The sequence below is a fragment of the Rhodococcus qingshengii JCM 15477 genome, from assembly GCF_023221595.1.
In the GTDB taxonomy this organism is placed as follows: Bacteria; Actinomycetota; Actinomycetes; order Mycobacteriales; family Mycobacteriaceae; genus Rhodococcus_F; species Rhodococcus_F qingshengii.
In genome coordinates, this window is sequence record NZ_CP096563.1 from 3063549 (window position 1) to 3078255 (window position 14707).

Genomic DNA, 14707 nt, shown 5'->3' on the forward strand with positions numbered 1-14707 from the left:
ACCGAACGGGGACCGCAGTGGATCTGCAATTGGACGGACGAACTGCCGTCGTTACCGGCGCGGGAAAAGGTATCGGGTTGGCGATCACTCGGGCCCTGGTGGCCGAGGGAGTCCACGTCGTCGCGGGCTCGCGGACGCTCTCGCCGGAACTCGAATCGCTGCAGTCCGGCGGCGCCGTCACCTTTGTCGGCGTCGACCTCGCGAGTGTCGAAGGATCAACCCGACTGCTCGAGGTTGCAGCAGTGAGGGGCGGCGTCGACATCCTGGTCAACAACGTCGGGGCCGTCACCCCGAGAACGAGCGGTTTCGCGGCCATCACAGACGAAGAGTGGGCGGCGTCGTTCAATCTGACGTTCTTGTCGGCTGTACGCACTGTTCGCGCTGCGCTGCCGGAGTTGATCCGCCGAGGAGGCGGGAGCATCGTGACGATCAGTTCGGTCAACGCATTCTTACCTGACCCCACGGTGATCGACTACAGCGCCGCCAAAGCGGCGTTGACCAACTTCTCGAAGTCGTTGTCGAAAGAACTGGGCGGGCAGGGGATCCGCGTCAATACCGTCAGCCCCGGCCCGGTACAAACGGAGTTGTGGCTCGGCAAGCACGGAGTGGCCTCGACGCTGGCGAAGGCGAGTGGATCAGCCGCCGACGACATCGTCGAAAGCGCCGCGGCCGGAGCCGAGACTGGGCGGTTCACCTTCCCCGAAGAGGTTGCCGACCTGGTGTTGTTCCTCGCCAGCGATCGTGCGGGGAACGTGACAGGCGCGGATTTCGTGATCGATGGCGGTCTGATCAAGACCTTGTGATCATTGCTGCCTGAAACCTGATCATGTGCGCGACGGTCGACGACGTGATGCACAGGATCACTGCGGACACGATGACCACCCACAGTCCCCACCCGATGGACGGTCCGGCAGTGTGCCCTGCGAACTCGGTACTACGTCGCACGATGGACGCGGCGTTTCCGACGGCAACGATCAAGACCGCGATTCCGACCAAAGGGCCGGTGCAGTGATTCTTGATCTCGGGCGTGACGTCTCGAACCATGAGGGTGATCAGCGCGGTCACCGCGCAGAGAGCGAGGACGAGAGTGATCACTCCGCATTCGTCGATACCACTGTGGTCCAGCGCGGAGGATGACGTCCACGGGCCGAGGCTTCCGGCGACGATCCCGGCGCACGCCCAGAGCGATCCGATGAGGCTAGGTCCGAAACGGTCGGGCATGAGGGAGGGAATTGCGCGGGTCGACGGCAGCTGAAACCCGAAGGCGCGTTGGTGATCCGGCTGATTGGGTGTGAACGTCACGGGACGGACCACCTTTCCTCCGCGGCGTCGAGCCGCCCAATCCAATGCTTTTCCGGAGTCTAAGGGCCGCCCAGTTCACTTTTGCCGAATCGAGCGAAATTGATCGAACCGGCGCTAGGGCTCGAGCAACTCGGCGTGAGAATATTCGTTGCAGCCCGCACCGACGAGGCGCTTACTGTTCAAACGGCGTCGTGAACGACACTGGTTTGCCGGCGGCGCGCGCGTACGCGATCTCTCGGCGCGTGGACTCACCGATGTATCCGCGAGGGTTGACGACCAGAACCCGATCGGCGAGCTCGATCTTGCGCAGATGGAGCGCGTCGAGCAGGATCTTCTGCTCGACAGAGACCGCCTCGTCTGCTTCACCCGGCGCGACGACGATCACGCCCGCGAAGGTCAGGTCGCGGTTCGCCTCCCGCATCTCTTCAGCGAATCGCGCAGAGCCGCAGATACAGACAATCTCAGGTCGATCGGGCACGGTTCAGTGCCTCATCGACGCGAGAGCCCGCGGCCACACCAGTCTCGTCAGATATCTTCGGCAACGCACCCCAGCTGTCAGTGAACGAAGTCCAGAGCTTCCTTGATCCACGCGTTGAATTCGACGTTCGAACTCGTCCCGGTTCGGTCGACGACGATCCATCCCTTGCTCATCGGCTTACCCCGCATCTCGGGCCAGCTTGCACCCTTGTGCGTCAGAAGCTCGTCGACTCGATCGGGGTCACACCGAACCATGATGTTGCCGTGTGAGTTCGCACTGGCGGCCAGCTTCCCGTTCACCATGAAGCTCAGCCCACCGAACATCTTTACTTCCTCGACGTCGTCCTCGCCCGAGAGCGCATCGCGGATACGCTCAGCCAGCGCTTTGTCGTATGCCATGGAGGCCTCCTGGGGTGGAGTTCCAGGTTAGATCAGATGGCGCAGGTACGTGTGCGGGTCGTGAAGGAACCGCTGCCAGTTCGACACCAGATCGAGGTCCTCCCAGCTCGAGGCTCGGATTCCCCATTCGCCGATCTCGAGCAGGTTGGCGTTCGGCAGCGCCGCGATGATCGGCGAGTGCGTCGCGATCACCGCCTGCGCGCCGGATTCCACCAGCTCGCCGAGCAGCGCCGCCAGTGTCAGGGTCCCCTGGAAGGAGAGTGCGGCATCGGGTTCGTCGATGAGATAGAAGCCGCCGTCGGAGGTCCTCGACGACAGGATCTCGAGCAGCGCCTCACCGTGGGAGAGGTGATGGTAAAGCGGTTCAGGTCGCTTGGGATTGGGGTTGTCCTCCAAGTACGTGTACAAACCGTGCAGGGTTTCGTCTCGGAGGTAGTACGCCCACTTCGATGCGCCGGGACTCCGCTCGACCACAAGGTCGAGGCCGCCCGGTTCACTCGATCGAGTCTGATGCCGCGTATTGGTCGACCCGCCTTCGGCGTTGAGACCGAGAACGGCGGCAATAATTTCGATGACGGTCGACTTTCCCGCTCCGTTTTCGCCGACCAGAATGGTGACACCCGGTGGAAGCTCGAGACCGTGCTGAACGATCTGCGCGACTGCAGGCACCGTCATCGGCCAGCTGCCTACGTCGGCGCCCGACGATGGCCCGGCCTTGATGCGGCGGATGGGTTGTCTCTGCACGGCCATACGTTCTCACAAGGCTCCGACGAGAACGGACGTTAGTGGCGCTGCGCGAGCAATTCGACGATCCGAGCCACGAGATCGAGAGGGATCGGTCTGTTCAGCGGGAACTTCACGGTTGATTTCGCAGCCCGGTAAGGGTCGACGGACTTCTCGAACTCGGCGTCACCCGCCGGGAGCGGGTACATCGAGATGTGGTTTTTCCAGCCTGCGAAGTGAATCAGGTTCTTTCCGTTCACCGTCATGGTCGGCATCTGATAGCTGATGGTCTCATCGAGGCCTGGAACCGTGTTGTGAATCGTCTCGCGGATACTCTCGAGGGCTGGTTGCACGTCGGTGGGAAACGAAGCGATGTATTCGTCGATCGTCACGAATTCGGCCATGCGCGGATCATAATCGCAGCCGGATTCATTTGGTCCGCCAGAAATCGGGGCGGCTGCCGTCCGCGTCGGTGAACCCGTATTCCGTTCCGAGTTCGCCTGAACTGACCGATCGCTGATTCCATCGCTGTCGATTCGGATCGGCAGCGATGGCCGCGATCGCACGTCCGATGAATCTTGGTGACTCGGAGCGTGCGAAATCCGCGGGCGCAGTCGGACCATCCCGCTCCGGCAACAGAGCGTCCCGCCAATTCGATTCGCCGACACCAAAATTGTCCAGCATCATCTCCGATCGCAGGAACCCGGGAGTGATGGCGACGGCAGTACATCCGAACGGGGCAAGTTCGTGGCCTTGCGAAAATGCGAGCCTGTTCACGGACACCTTGGCCAAGTCGTAGAACACCGAGATACGATAGTTCGATGCGTTGTATTCGGTAGTGCCATCGGTTATTTCGGCGACCAGTCCGCCTGGCCTATCGGTCATGAGCGGCAGGAGGTGGTGCGACGTGGTGATGTGGGTGTCGATCGCCAGGCGCAGAATGTGAAACCCCTTGTCCAGATCGTGTTCCCATACCGGCGTGTTCCACTCCGCCGGCCCACCCTTGAGTAATTCCGCGCCCCAGATGTCGTTGACCAAGATGTCGATATGGTGATAGTCGATTCGCAAGCGTTCGGCGAGATCAGCCACTTGTTTGCTCTTGAGATGATCGACGGCAATCGGCACGCCGACGCCGCCCAGTTCGGTGACCAACTCTGCCGTCTCTTCGATGGTCTCTCCGCGCGGATAGTCCGACTGAAGAATTCCGGCAGATGTGCTCCGACCAGTGCAGATGACGGTTGCACCGGCCTCGCCCAAGGCCGCGGCGATTCCGCGTCCGGCGCCCCTCGTCGCCCCGGCAACTACAGCCACTCGCCCGCGAAGTGCGTCCGGATTCGGTGTCCACGACATTGTTCGATTGTTCTCGCCTGGATTGCTTCGTTCAAGAGTGAACGCGATCTGCGGAACCGAACCTTACTTCGCGGCGTCCAAGGTAGTAATCACTCGGATGAAGGAGGCAGGGGGAGAGATGAATCGTTGTGTGGGGCGCAGTGCCGGTTGGAGAAACGGGATCTCGGGATTGAGTTCCGTTCCGTCAAAAGGAAATTCGCATCGGATCCGGACTCGGCGGGTAGTCGAAAGTCGCCACGGTGAGAAAGTCGTCGACGTACCACCAAGCCGGGAATCGCCGGAAGACGATTCCCGACCGGTGTGAAATCAGATCTGTGAAATCAGATCAGGGAAGCTGCGAGGCAGCGTCCGTATCGAGGAACCAACGTGTCGCAACCAAACCGGTGGCGCCGGCGGACGGCCAGTCCTCGGCCGAAGCACCTCCGACGGCTTTGGCAACGGCCTCGGCCTTTACAGCACCCGAGACGAGCAGCCAGACCTCTTTGGCTCGCCGAACAGCAGGCAACGTGAGGGTGATCCGCACCGGTGGCGGCTTGGGGGAGTCCGTCACCGCGACTACGAAACGCGCTTCTTCGCGAACAGCGTCGGTGTGCGGGAACAACGAGTTGACGTGTCCTTCGCCGCCCATACCGAGCAGGTGCACGTCGAACGTCGGAACCTGATTCCCGTGTGCCTGAGCGCCCAGCAGTTGTTCGTACGCCGTCGCCGCCCCGTGTGGATCACCGTCGTAGATACCGTCGGATGCGGCCATCGCATGTACCCTGTCGGGATCGACCGGCACATGATCGAGAAGCGCCTCACGTGCTTGCACTTCGTTCCGCTCGGGATCGCCGGACGGCAGGAACCGTTCGTCGCCCCAGTACAGATCGATCTGCGACCAGTCGATGTCGCCGGGAGCTTCACGCAACTTCTCGAGAAGTGCGATGCCGGTTCCACCGCCAGTCAGCACGATGGACGCAAACCCGCGAGCCTTCTGGGCGTCGACGATGGTCGTGACCAGGCGTGCGGCGGCAGCGTCGACCAGTTGGCCGGCGTCGGAAAACTTCTCCACGACAACATCACTCATAGGTCACCTTCTCCAATCCGGCCAGAGCTTCCTCGTAGATCTCGTCCGGATCGAGCCGACGCAATTCCTCGGCGAGGCAATCGCGTGTCTCTCGACGACCCAGAGAAACCAGCGCGTCAGGCTGACCGGTGCGGATCAACGTAGCGGTCGTGCCCTCCTGCGGACGACTGATGGAGATACTGCGGGTCTCGAGCTTCAACTCGACCGTCAGCTCACCCGTACGTCGAATGACCGGACCGTCGATCTTGGCTGCCAACCAACCGGCGAGAATATCCAGTGCCGGTTCGGTTTTGAGACCGGAGACCACCGCTGAGGTGATCTTCTCGTGCGGCGGCTGATCGAGAGCCGACGCGAGGAGCGCGCGCCAGTAGGTGACGCGACTCCAGGCGAGATCGGTATCGCCGGCGGTGTACGACGCGAGTCGCCCCTTGATGGTGGCGGTCGGATCGGGGGCGCCGGTGGCATCGGTGATACGCCGTATCGCGAGCTTCCCGACGGGGTCCTTCGCCGGAATCTCGGGTGCCTCGAGGGGCCACCACGCGACTACCGGGGTGTCGGGGAGCAGGAACGGGATGACGACGCTGCTCTCGTGATCCGCAAGCGGACCGTAGAGACGCAACACGACAACCTCCGAGGCGCCGGCGTCCCCGCCGACACGGATCTGAGCATCGAGCCTGGGCTCACTCTGCTCGTCGCCACGCAGAAGCACGATGACGCGGCAAGGGTGCTCGCGGCTTGCTTCGTTGGCGGCCTCGATGGCTTCCTCGGCATTCCCGGTGTCCCTGGTGCAGACGACGAGCGTCAGCACTCGCCCCAAGGTGACAGCGCCGCCGGTCTTACGCACCTCGACCAGTTTCTTGCTGACCTGGACCGTGGTGGTGGAGGGCAAATCGAGAATCACTAGGGTCGCCTCCATTCGCGTCCGGTGCGTTGCATCATTTCGTCCGCAGACGGTGGTCCCCACGTTCCGGCCTCGTAGGGTTCCGGCTTGCCGCCGGCTGCCCAGTGTTCGAGGACGGGATCGAGGATTTCCCAAGACAATTCGACTTCGGCGTTGACCGGGAAGAGTGACGGCTCACCGAGCAACACGTCGAGAATGAGTCGCTCGTACGCCTCCGGTGACGACTCGGTGAAAGCCTGGCCGTACGAGAAGTCCATGTTGACGTCACGGACTTCCATGCTCGATCCGGGAACCTTCGAACCGAACCGCATGGTGACACCCTCGTCGGGCTGCACGCGGATGACCAGAGCGTTCTGGCCGAGGTCTTCGGTCATCGTCTTGTCGAACGGTAGGTGCGGTGCACGTTTGAACACCACCGCGATCTCGGTGACACGGCGTCCGAGTCGTTTGCCCGTGCGCAGGTAGAACGGCACACCCGCCCAGCGGCGGGTGTCGACCTCGAGGGTGATGGCGGCAAAGGTCTCCGTGATGGAGTCCGCTGCGAAGCCGTCTTCTTCGAGGAGCCCGACCACCGGCAGCCCACCCTGCCAGCCGCCCGCGTACTGGCCGCGGGCGGTGGTCTCGTCGAGGGGCTCGGCAAGGCGAGTGGCCGAGAGGACCTTGATCTTCTCCGCCTGCAGATTGAGCGGCTCGAAGCTGATGGGTTCTTCCATCGCCGTGAACGCGAGCAACTGCAGCAGGTGGTTCTGGATCACGTCACGGGCCGCGCCGATGCCGTCGTAGTACCCGGCGCGTCCACCGAGGCCGATGTCCTCGGCCATCGTGATCTGAACGTGGTCGACGTAGTGCGCGTTCCAGATCGGATCGAACAACTGGTTCGCGAAGCGCAGAGCCAGAATGTTCTGGACGGTTTCCTTACCGAGGTAGTGGTCGATACGGAAGACCGTGTCCTCGGGGAACACCTTGTTGACGACGGCGTTCAGTTCGCGAGCGCTCTCGAGGTCGTGGCCGAACGGCTTCTCGATGACGACTCGTCGCCACTGACCGTCCTCGGCCTGCGCGAGGCCCGACGCCGACAGTTGCTCGAGCACCTGAGGAAACGCGTTGGGCGGAATCGCAAGGTAGAAACCGTGATTGCCGCCGATACCACGTTCGTTGTCGAGCGTTGCCAACGTGTCGGACAGGTTCTGGAAGGCCTCGGCCTCGTCGAAACTGCCCTCCACGAACCGGATACCTTCAGCGAGCCTCTCCCAGACGTCCTGACGGAACTTGGTGCGAGCACCGTCCTTGACTGCTTCGAGGACGACGTTCGCGAAGTCCTCGTCCGTCCAGTCACGCCGGGCGAACCCGACCAGAGCGAATCCGGGCGGCAACAGTCCACGGTTGGCGAGGTCGTAGATGGCGGGCATGAGCTTGCGCCTGGCAAGGTCGCCGGTAACACCGAAAATCACCAGGGCGCAGGGCCCCGCAATGTGCGGAAGCCGTTTGTCGGTGCTGTCCCGAAGGGGATTCACCCAATCTGATGCCGCCGCGGAATCGCTCACAGGCTCAGCTCTTCTGGGTTGCTGCGCGGAGCTGCTCGCCGGTTGCGTCGAGCAACTCGTTCCAGGACACCTCGAACTTGTCGACGCCCTCTGTCTCGAGGACCTTGAACACGTCCGCAAGATCGATGCCGACTGCAGCGAGCTGATCGAAGACCGCCTGTGACTCCTGAGCGGTGCCCGAGATCGTGTCGCCGGTGATCTCGCCGTGGTCGGCGAGAGCGTCGAGCGTCTTCTCCGGCATGGTGTTGACCGTGTTCGGCGCAACCAACTCGGTGACGTAGAGAGTGTCGGGGTAATCCGGGTTCTTCACGCCGGTCGACGCCCACAGCGGACGCTGAGCCTTGGCGCCGTCGGCCAGAAGAGCCTGGAAGCGCGGCTGCACCTCGAAGATCTGCTGGTACGCGTTGTACGCCAGACGCGCGTTTGCGAGTGCAGCCTTGCCACGAAGCTCGAGGGCTTCCGGCGTGCCGATTGCCGTGAGGCGGTTGTCGATCTCGGAATCCACGCGGGAGACGAAGAACGAGGCGACCGACTCGATGGACGAGATGTCGCGGCCGGCAGCCTTGGCGGTGTCCAGACCTTGCAGGTATGCGCCCATGACAGCTTCGTAGCGCTCGACCGAGAAGATCAAGGTGACGTTGACGCTGATGCCCTCACCGATCACCTTGGCGATGGCGGGAATGCCTGCCAGCGTCGCGGGGATCTTGATCAGGACGTTCGGACGATCGACGATCTTGTGCAGCTCGATCGCCTGCGCGACGGTGGCGTCGGTGTCGTGAGCCAGGCGAGGATCGACTTCGATGGACACGCGGCCGTCGACGCCGTTCGACGCCTCGAACTGCGGAGCCAGGATGTCGCACGCAGCACGCACGTCGTCGGTGGTCACCGCGGTGATGGTGGCGTCGACATCGGCGCCGCGCTGTGCGAGCTCACGGACCTGAGCGTCGTACGCCGATCCCTTGGACAGTGCCGCCTGGAAGATCGACGGGTTGGTCGTGACACCCACGATCGACTTCGTGTCGATGAGGTTCTGCAGGTTGCCGGACTGGATGCGATCCCGCGAGAGGTCGTCGAGCCAGATGGAAACGCCTGCAGCGGAGAGCTTTTCGGTATTCACGTTCTGTGTCATCGAGATCATCCCTTCACAGCTGCGAGGGAGCGCTGCGCGGCTTCGACAGTCGCGTCGGCAGTGATGCCGAACTCCCGGAACAAGGTCTTGTAATCGGCGGAAGCGCCGTAGTGCTCGAGCGAGACGGCCTGACCGGCGTCGCCGAGGATGCGCCACCACGGCATCGCGATGCCGGCTTCGACGGACACACGCGCGCGCACGGCGGGCGGAATGACCTCGTCGCGGTACGCCTGATCCTGCTCGAGGAACCAATCGAGGCACGGCACGGAAACGACGCGGGTTGCGACGCCCTGAGCTTCGAGGGTTTCGCGAGCCTCGGTGGCCAGATGCAGTTCGGAACCGGTCGCCAGCAAGATGACCTCGGGCGAACCGTTGGCTGCATCGACGAGGACGTAAGCGCCGCGCTTGACACCCTCGGCAGCCTTCTCCTTGGTGCCTTCGAGAACCGGGATGTCCTGGCGAGTGAGTGCCAGAGCCGTCGGGCCCGTCTTGTTCTCGAGTGCTGCCTGCCATGCGAACGAGGTCTCGTTGGCGTCACCCGGGCGGACGACGGCGAGGTTCGGGATCGCACGAAGAGCAGCGAGGTGCTCGACCGGCTGGTGGGTCGGGCCGTCTTCGCCGAGACCGATGGAGTCGTGGGTCCAGACGTAGGTGACGGCAGTCTTCATCAGTGCGGCCAGGCGAACCGCCGGACGCATGTAGTCGGAGAAGACCATGAAGGTTCCGCCGTACGGGCGGGTGGGTCCGTGAAGCGCGATGCCGTTGAGGATCGAGCCCATCGCGTGCTCGCGGATGCCGAAGTGGAGCGTGCGGCCGTAAGGCTGCGCATTCCAGTCGTTGGTGGAGATGGAGAACGGGCCGAACGAATCTGCGCCCTTGATGGTGGTGTTGTTGCTGCCGGCGAGGTCGGCGGAGCCGCCCCACAGCTCGGGCAGGATCGGTCCGAGCGCGTTGAGTGCCGAACCGGAGGCCTTGCGAGTCGCAACGCCCTTGGCGTCGGCCTCGTAGGTCGGGAGAGCGTCGGCCCAGCCGGCGGGGAACTCACCGGCGAACAGGCGGTCGAAGAGTTCCTTGCGCTCGGTCTCACGTGCAGCCCACGCGTCGAACTCGACCTGCCATGCCTTGCGTGCGTCGGCGCCGCGGGAGACGACCTCACGGGCGTGAGCCAGAGCGTCGGCGTCGACGTCGAAGGACTTGGCCGGATCGAAGCCGAGGGCTTCCTTGACCGCTGCAACTTCGTCGGCACCGAGAGCGGAGCCGTGGACGTCGCCGGTGTTCATCTTCTTCGGAGCCGGGAAACCGATGATGGTGCGGAGCAAGATGATGGAGGGACGATCGACGACGGCCTTGGCCGCGGCAACCGCGTCGAGGATGCCGGAGACGTTCTCGCCACCTTCGACGTGCTGAACGTGCCAGCCGTATGCCTCGTATCGCTTTCCGACGTCTTCGCCGAGAGCGATGGTGGTGTCGTGCTCGATGGAGATCTTGTTGTCGTCGTAGAAGACGATGAGGTTGCCCAGTTCCTGGACACCGGCGAGAGACGAGGCCTCGGACGTAACGCCTTCTTCGATGTCACCGTCGGACGCGATCACGTAGATGTGATGGTCGAAGGGGGAGGAGCCGACCGGGGTCTCCGGATCGAACAACCCACGCTCACGACGCGCAGCCATCGCCATACCGACTGCGGACGCAAGGCCCTGGCCCAGCGGACCGGTGGTCATCTCGACGCCGACGGTGTGGCCGACCTCGGGGTGGCCGGGGGTCAGTGCGCCCCACGTCCGGAGAGCTTCGAGGTCAGCGAGCTCGAGACCGTAGCCCGACAGGTAGAGCTGGGTGTACAGCGTCAAGGATGAATGGCCACAGGAGAGAACGAAGCGGTCACGGCCGACCCATTCTGCATCCGAAGGATCGTGGCGCATGACGCGCTGGAAGAGGGTGTATGCCAACGGCGCCAAGCTCATTGCAGTTCCGGGATGGCCGTTGCCGACCTTCTGAACCGCGTCGGCGGCGAGCACGCGGGCGGTATCGACAGCCTTGGTGTCCAGGTCGGTCCAGTCCGAGGGGTGGACGGGTTGCGTGAGGACGTGGATCTCGTCTGTGATCGACACTGGCAGATGTCTCCTGACATGGTGTACGTGGATTGCGAGGGTGGGGTGTCCCTCCACTGCGTAACCCAGCCTAATGGTCCTGGCTGTCCGGGTCGATTCGGTTCCTCAATGGCTGCGGTCTACCATCGTTCGTAGTAGAGAACAGTGTCAGCAGTGTGTCGTGAAGAGTTAGTGCGGTAACGCGTGGTGCAAGGAGAGAACGTGCGGACAGGGCAACAGCCGAGCGGACATGGCTTCGGCAGCCCAGGTGCCGCCCCGCGGGCGACCAATACCGATACGGTGTGGGGTCGCGCAACGGGCAAGGTTCTGGCTTATATCGCGCTCACGAAGCCGCGAGTGATCGAATTGCTGTTGGTGGCAACCATTCCGGCAATGCTGCTGGCCGATCGCGGAACAGTCGACATCGTTCTGATCCTCAGCACCCTCTTCGGTGGCTGGATGGGCGCGGCGAGTGCGAACTCGCTCAACTGCGTCGTCGACGCCGACATCGACAAGGTCATGAAGCGCACGGCGAAGCGGCCGCTGGCCCGCGAGGCGGTGCCGACGCGCAACGCGCTCGTCTTCGGGCTCCTTCTCGGACTCGCGTCGTTCCTGTGGCTGTGGTGGCGAGCCAACCTCTTGGCCGGCATCCTCGTCGTGATCACGATCGCGTTCTACGTCCTCATCTACACGATGGTTCTCAAGCGTCGTACCTGGCAGAACGTCATCTGGGGTGGCGCAGCCGGATGTATGCCCGTCCTCGTGGGCTGGGCCGCTGTCACCGGGTCGCTGAGCTGGCAGCCCGTCGTGCTGTTCCTGATCATCTTCTTCTGGACGCCGCCGCACACCTGGGCGCTGGCGATGCGATACAAAGAGGACTACAAAGCTGCCGGTGTTCCCATGCTTCCGGTGATCGCCACCGAAGAGCACGTCACCAAGCAGATTCTGTTCTACAGCTGGGCAATGGTCGTCACGACGCTTGTCCTCGTGCCCGCATCGGGAGTCATCTACGCCGCCATCACCATCGTTGCCGGTGCGTGGTTCCTGCTCATGGCACATCAGCTGTACCGCAGCGTTCGCGGTGGTGCTCAGGTCAAGCCGCTGCGCCTGTTCCTGCAGTCCAACAACTATCTTGCGATCGTGTTCGTCGGCCTCGCTGTCGACTCGGTTCTCGGACTGCAGACGATCAGCGACATGCTGAGCTGATTCTGCTGTGCGCCTTTATTAACCGCGGGCGGTTAATAAAGGCGCACAGCACTTCGCTAGGGGATCAGAACGATCGACCCGGTCGTTGCTCTACCTTCCAGATCCCGATGCGCTGTTGCCGCATCGGCGAGGGGATACTCGGCGCCGACGCGAATATCGAGTTTCCCGGCCGCAATGGCGTCGAAGACATCGCCGGCACGCCAGGTCAGTTCCTCTCGAGTGCGAATGTGATGCGCGAGCGTCGGACGCGTCAGGAACAGCGAACCCGACGAATTGAGCCGCTGCGGATCAACCGGCGGAACCGGTCCACTGGCCGCACCGAACAAAGCGACCGTGCCGCGGATGCGCACGGAAGCCAAGCTCGAATCAAAAGTTGTCGCGCCGACGCCGTCGTATGCCGCCGCTACTCCTTCGCCGCCGGTCAACTCCCGGACTCGCGCTGCGATGTCCTCGTCGTACCGCAGAACCTCCGAGGCACCCGCGCCGCGCGAGAGTTCTTCCTTTGCATCCGATGACACAGTCGTGATGACCTTCGCCCCGAGGCTGACGGCCATCTGCGTCAGGATCAACCCGACGCCGCCCGCGCCTGCGTGCACGAGCACGGTGTCGCCGCTCTGGATCGGATACGTCGACTTCGCGAGGTAGTGCGCCGTCATCCCCTGCAGGAGCGCCGACGCTGCGGCCGATGCAGGGACACCGTCAGGCACTTTCACGGCGACTGCGGCGGGAACAGCCACCTTCTCGGCATAGCTGCCAGTGGCAGCGGCCCACGCGACCCGGTCGCCCACGGAGAATTCGTTGACGTCGGAGCCGACAGCTTCGACAACCCCGCTGCCCTCGTCGCCGGGAATGTAGGGGAGCGGACGCTTGTACTGGCCCATTCGGAAGTACGTGTCGATGAAATTGATGCCGATCGCTTCGGTCTTGACGAGTAGATCGCCTGGGCCGGGTGTCGGTTCGGGTTGTTCGGTCAGAGTCAGAACGTCTGGTCCGCCGGTCTCGGTCACGTAGATGGCTCGCATGGTTTCTGTTCTACACCCGAGGCGGCCGACGCTCAGTCCATGCCTGGTGTCGCTTCCGGGCTACCGACCAGTATTGTCGAGTCATGAGCACCGATACCGAGAAGTCGGACGCCACCCCGTCCGCGCCGGAACTGCCGAAGTCCACGGTGAACGCCATCACCAAGTTCGTCGCCGAGCACGGCGGCTCCGCCAGCGCCGTCATCCAGCCGGTCGGCCTGGCCGGCGTTCGCATCACCCTCGTAGGTGCCGACGGCATCCTCGGTGATCAGGTCGTCGAGGACCTCGCCACGGCAAACGCGGTCGTCGCGTCCTTCGACAACGTCACCGTCGCCGAGTGGGAGCGCGAACTGACGAGCATCGTCACCCCGCAGGAAGGCCATTTCAAGAAGATGGCCGGTTGGGTCGCCAACCAGACTCGGTTCCCGAAAGCTCGCAACGAATCCTGAAATGACGTGTGGGGCGTAGGAACACCTTTTGGTGTTCCTACGCCCCACACGTGTCTTGAAGCGTCAGACAGCTGGTATCGGCGAATTGGTCGGCGTGTACTGGCGGGTCTTACCCGCAGCCCAAACTGCTGCGGTCGCAGCCGTGCACAGTCCTGCACCGGCGACGTGCATGATCACCAGAACTTCCGGCACATCGGTGAAGTACTGCACGACACCGATGAGCGACTGCGCGAGGATCAGTCCCAGCAGGACCTTCAGACGGATCTTCACGGCTGCGGATGTCCCGACCGCATACAGGCCGAAGGTCAGACCCACGACCAGCGCGAGATATCCGACCAGAAGCTGTGAGTGCAGATGGACGAGCGTCACGATCTCGATCTCCAGGCGAGGCACCGTCCGGTCCAGTCCCTTGTCGCCGGCGTGCGGGCCTGCGCCCGTTACGAGAGTTCCAGCGACCAAAACGCCGGCGAGCGCGACACCTGACAGCGCGGTAAGCCAGCGCAACGGCTTCGGCATCACGACCAGAGTTGTTGCTTCGTCGGGTTCCGCGATCTTCGCGTACATCACCGTGGCAACCCAGACCATCAGCATCGACGCAACCAGGTGAATGGCGACCGTCCACCACAGCAAGCCTGTGAGGACGGTGATACCGCCGATCACTGCCTGAACGACAGTGCCGAGCGGCATCATCCAGGCGTAGACAAGCACCTCTTTGCGTCGGCGAGCGCGAGTCACCGCAAGCACGATCGCAGCGGCGACGATGACGACCAGGAAGGTCAGCAGGCGGTTGCCGAACTCGACGGCTTGGTGAATCACCGCGACCTGTCCGTGGCCGACCGGGACGAAGCTACCGGGGAAGCACTGCGGCCACGTCGGGCAACCGAGTCCCGAGTCCGTCACGCGCACCACCGCGCCGGTGACAGCGATGCCGCCCTGCGTCAGGATCACGATGAACGCGATGATTTTCTGCGTTTTCAGCGAGGGGAGAGGTAGTCGATCCACCAAGCGTAAAAATCCGGCATACACACGATTCACCACGCCAACGATCGTAGTTC

The 14707-nt window shown here is 63.2% G+C and carries 16 protein-coding genes; 3 read left to right on the forward strand and 13 right to left on the reverse strand.

Annotation, left to right across the window (positions count from 1 at the left end; genetic code table 11):
- Positions 1–17 precede the first annotated feature (17 nt).
- Positions 18–803, forward strand: a complete 786-nt coding sequence (locus tag M0639_RS14165) for an oxidoreductase (protein WP_007727953.1) — start codon at positions 18–20, stop codon at positions 801–803.
- Here the strand turns inward: M0639_RS14165 and M0639_RS14170 are convergent.
- The 11 genes from M0639_RS14170 to tkt form a co-directional block, all read right to left on the reverse strand.
- A complete protein-coding gene (locus tag M0639_RS14170; RefSeq protein ID WP_231915028.1) occupies positions 790–1302 on the reverse strand; it encodes a hypothetical protein in 513 nt (170 codons plus the stop codon). The genes M0639_RS14165 and M0639_RS14170 overlap by 14 nt on opposite strands.
- A gap of 172 nt (positions 1303–1474) precedes the next feature.
- A complete protein-coding gene (locus M0639_RS14175; protein WP_231915027.1) occupies positions 1475–1723 on the reverse strand; it encodes a hypothetical protein in 249 nt (82 codons plus the stop codon).
- Between the two features lie 134 nt (positions 1724–1857).
- Positions 1858–2178, reverse strand: a complete 321-nt coding sequence (locus M0639_RS14180; RefSeq protein ID WP_003944891.1) for a TfoX/Sxy family protein — start codon at positions 2176–2178, stop codon at positions 1858–1860.
- A 27-nt stretch (positions 2179–2205) separates the two neighbouring features.
- A complete protein-coding gene (locus M0639_RS14185) occupies positions 2206–2928 on the reverse strand; it encodes an AAA family ATPase (protein ID WP_064075322.1) in 723 nt (240 codons plus the stop codon).
- A gap of 32 nt (positions 2929–2960) precedes the next feature.
- On the reverse strand, positions 2961–3305 hold the full coding sequence (locus M0639_RS14190) for an iron chaperone (RefSeq protein WP_054801926.1): 345 nt from the start codon (positions 3303–3305) through the stop codon (positions 2961–2963).
- A 25-nt stretch (positions 3306–3330) separates the two neighbouring features.
- Positions 3331–4251: an SDR family oxidoreductase gene (locus tag M0639_RS14195; RefSeq protein ID WP_064075321.1), complete on the reverse strand. Its 921-nt coding sequence runs from the start codon at positions 4249–4251 to the stop codon at positions 3331–3333.
- 325 nt (positions 4252–4576) lie between these two features.
- Entirely contained in the window at positions 4577–5317 is a 741-nt protein-coding gene (gene pgl, locus M0639_RS14200) for a 6-phosphogluconolactonase (protein WP_064075320.1), read from the reverse strand.
- Entirely contained in the window at positions 5310–6218 is a 909-nt protein-coding gene (gene opcA / locus M0639_RS14205; RefSeq protein ID WP_003944921.1) for a glucose-6-phosphate dehydrogenase assembly protein OpcA, read from the reverse strand. The genes pgl and opcA overlap by 8 nt, the downstream gene beginning before the upstream one ends.
- Positions 6218–7762: a glucose-6-phosphate dehydrogenase gene (zwf, locus tag M0639_RS14210; RefSeq protein ID WP_003944956.1), complete on the reverse strand. Its 1545-nt coding sequence runs from the start codon at positions 7760–7762 to the stop codon at positions 6218–6220. The genes opcA and zwf overlap by 1 nt, the downstream gene beginning before the upstream one ends.
- A gap of 4 nt (positions 7763–7766) precedes the next feature.
- Positions 7767–8891, reverse strand: coding sequence for a transaldolase (gene tal / locus M0639_RS14215; protein ID WP_064075335.1), 1125 nt, complete (start codon positions 8889–8891; stop codon positions 7767–7769).
- Between the two features lie 5 nt (positions 8892–8896).
- Complete coding sequence (gene tkt, locus M0639_RS14220) at positions 8897–10999, reverse strand: transketolase (protein WP_003944976.1); 2103 nt, start codon at positions 10997–10999, stop codon at positions 8897–8899.
- Between the two features lie 201 nt (positions 11000–11200).
- Between tkt and M0639_RS14225 the strand changes: the two genes are divergently transcribed.
- Positions 11201–12184 (forward strand): heme o synthase, encoded by a 984-nt coding sequence (locus tag M0639_RS14225; RefSeq protein WP_003944994.1) that lies wholly within the window; start codon positions 11201–11203, stop codon positions 12182–12184.
- A gap of 56 nt (positions 12185–12240) precedes the next feature.
- Here M0639_RS14225 and M0639_RS14230 read toward each other — a convergent pair whose 3' ends face one another.
- Positions 12241–13206 (reverse strand): quinone oxidoreductase family protein, encoded by a 966-nt coding sequence (locus M0639_RS14230; RefSeq protein ID WP_021332986.1) that lies wholly within the window; start codon positions 13204–13206, stop codon positions 12241–12243.
- Between the two features lie 83 nt (positions 13207–13289).
- Here M0639_RS14230 and M0639_RS14235 point away from each other — a divergent pair, with 83 nt between their 5' ends.
- Complete coding sequence (locus M0639_RS14235) at positions 13290–13652, forward strand: hypothetical protein (protein WP_003945032.1); 363 nt, start codon at positions 13290–13292, stop codon at positions 13650–13652.
- Positions 13653–13715: 63 nt separating this feature from the next.
- Here M0639_RS14235 and M0639_RS14240 read toward each other — a convergent pair whose 3' ends face one another.
- Complete coding sequence (locus M0639_RS14240) at positions 13716–14690, reverse strand: COX15/CtaA family protein (RefSeq protein ID WP_021332987.1); 975 nt, start codon at positions 14688–14690, stop codon at positions 13716–13718.
- Between the last annotated feature and the right edge of the window lie 17 nt (positions 14691–14707).

Excerpts from the sequence above, each read along its gene's own strand:
- M0639_RS14195 (WP_064075321.1), bottom strand. The coding sequence starts at position 4,251 with ATGTCGTGGACACCGAATCCGGACGCACTTCGCGGGCGAGTGGCTGTA.
- M0639_RS14180 (WP_003944891.1), bottom strand. The coding sequence starts at position 2,178 with ATGGCATACGACAAAGCGCTGGCTGAGCGTATCCGCGATGCGCTCTCG.
- pgl (WP_064075320.1), bottom strand. The coding sequence starts at position 5,317 with ATGAGTGATGTTGTCGTGGAGAAGTTTTCCGACGCCGGCCAACTGGTC.
- tal (WP_064075335.1), bottom strand. The coding sequence starts at position 8,891 with ATGACACAGAACGTGAATACCGAAAAGCTCTCCGCTGCAGGCGTTTCC.
- M0639_RS14185 (WP_064075322.1), bottom strand. The coding sequence starts at position 2,928 with ATGGCCGTGCAGAGACAACCCATCCGCCGCATCAAGGCCGGGCCATCG.
- M0639_RS14190 (WP_054801926.1), bottom strand. The coding sequence starts at position 3,305 with ATGGCCGAATTCGTGACGATCGACGAATACATCGCTTCGTTTCCCACC.
- M0639_RS14230 (WP_021332986.1), bottom strand. The coding sequence starts at position 13,206 with ATGCGAGCCATCTACGTGACCGAGACCGGCGGACCAGACGTTCTGACT.
- M0639_RS14175 (WP_231915027.1), bottom strand. The coding sequence starts at position 1,723 with ATGCGGGAGGCGAACCGCGACCTGACCTTCGCGGGCGTGATCGTCGTC.
- M0639_RS14235 (WP_003945032.1), top strand. The coding sequence starts at position 13,290 with ATGAGCACCGATACCGAGAAGTCGGACGCCACCCCGTCCGCGCCGGAA.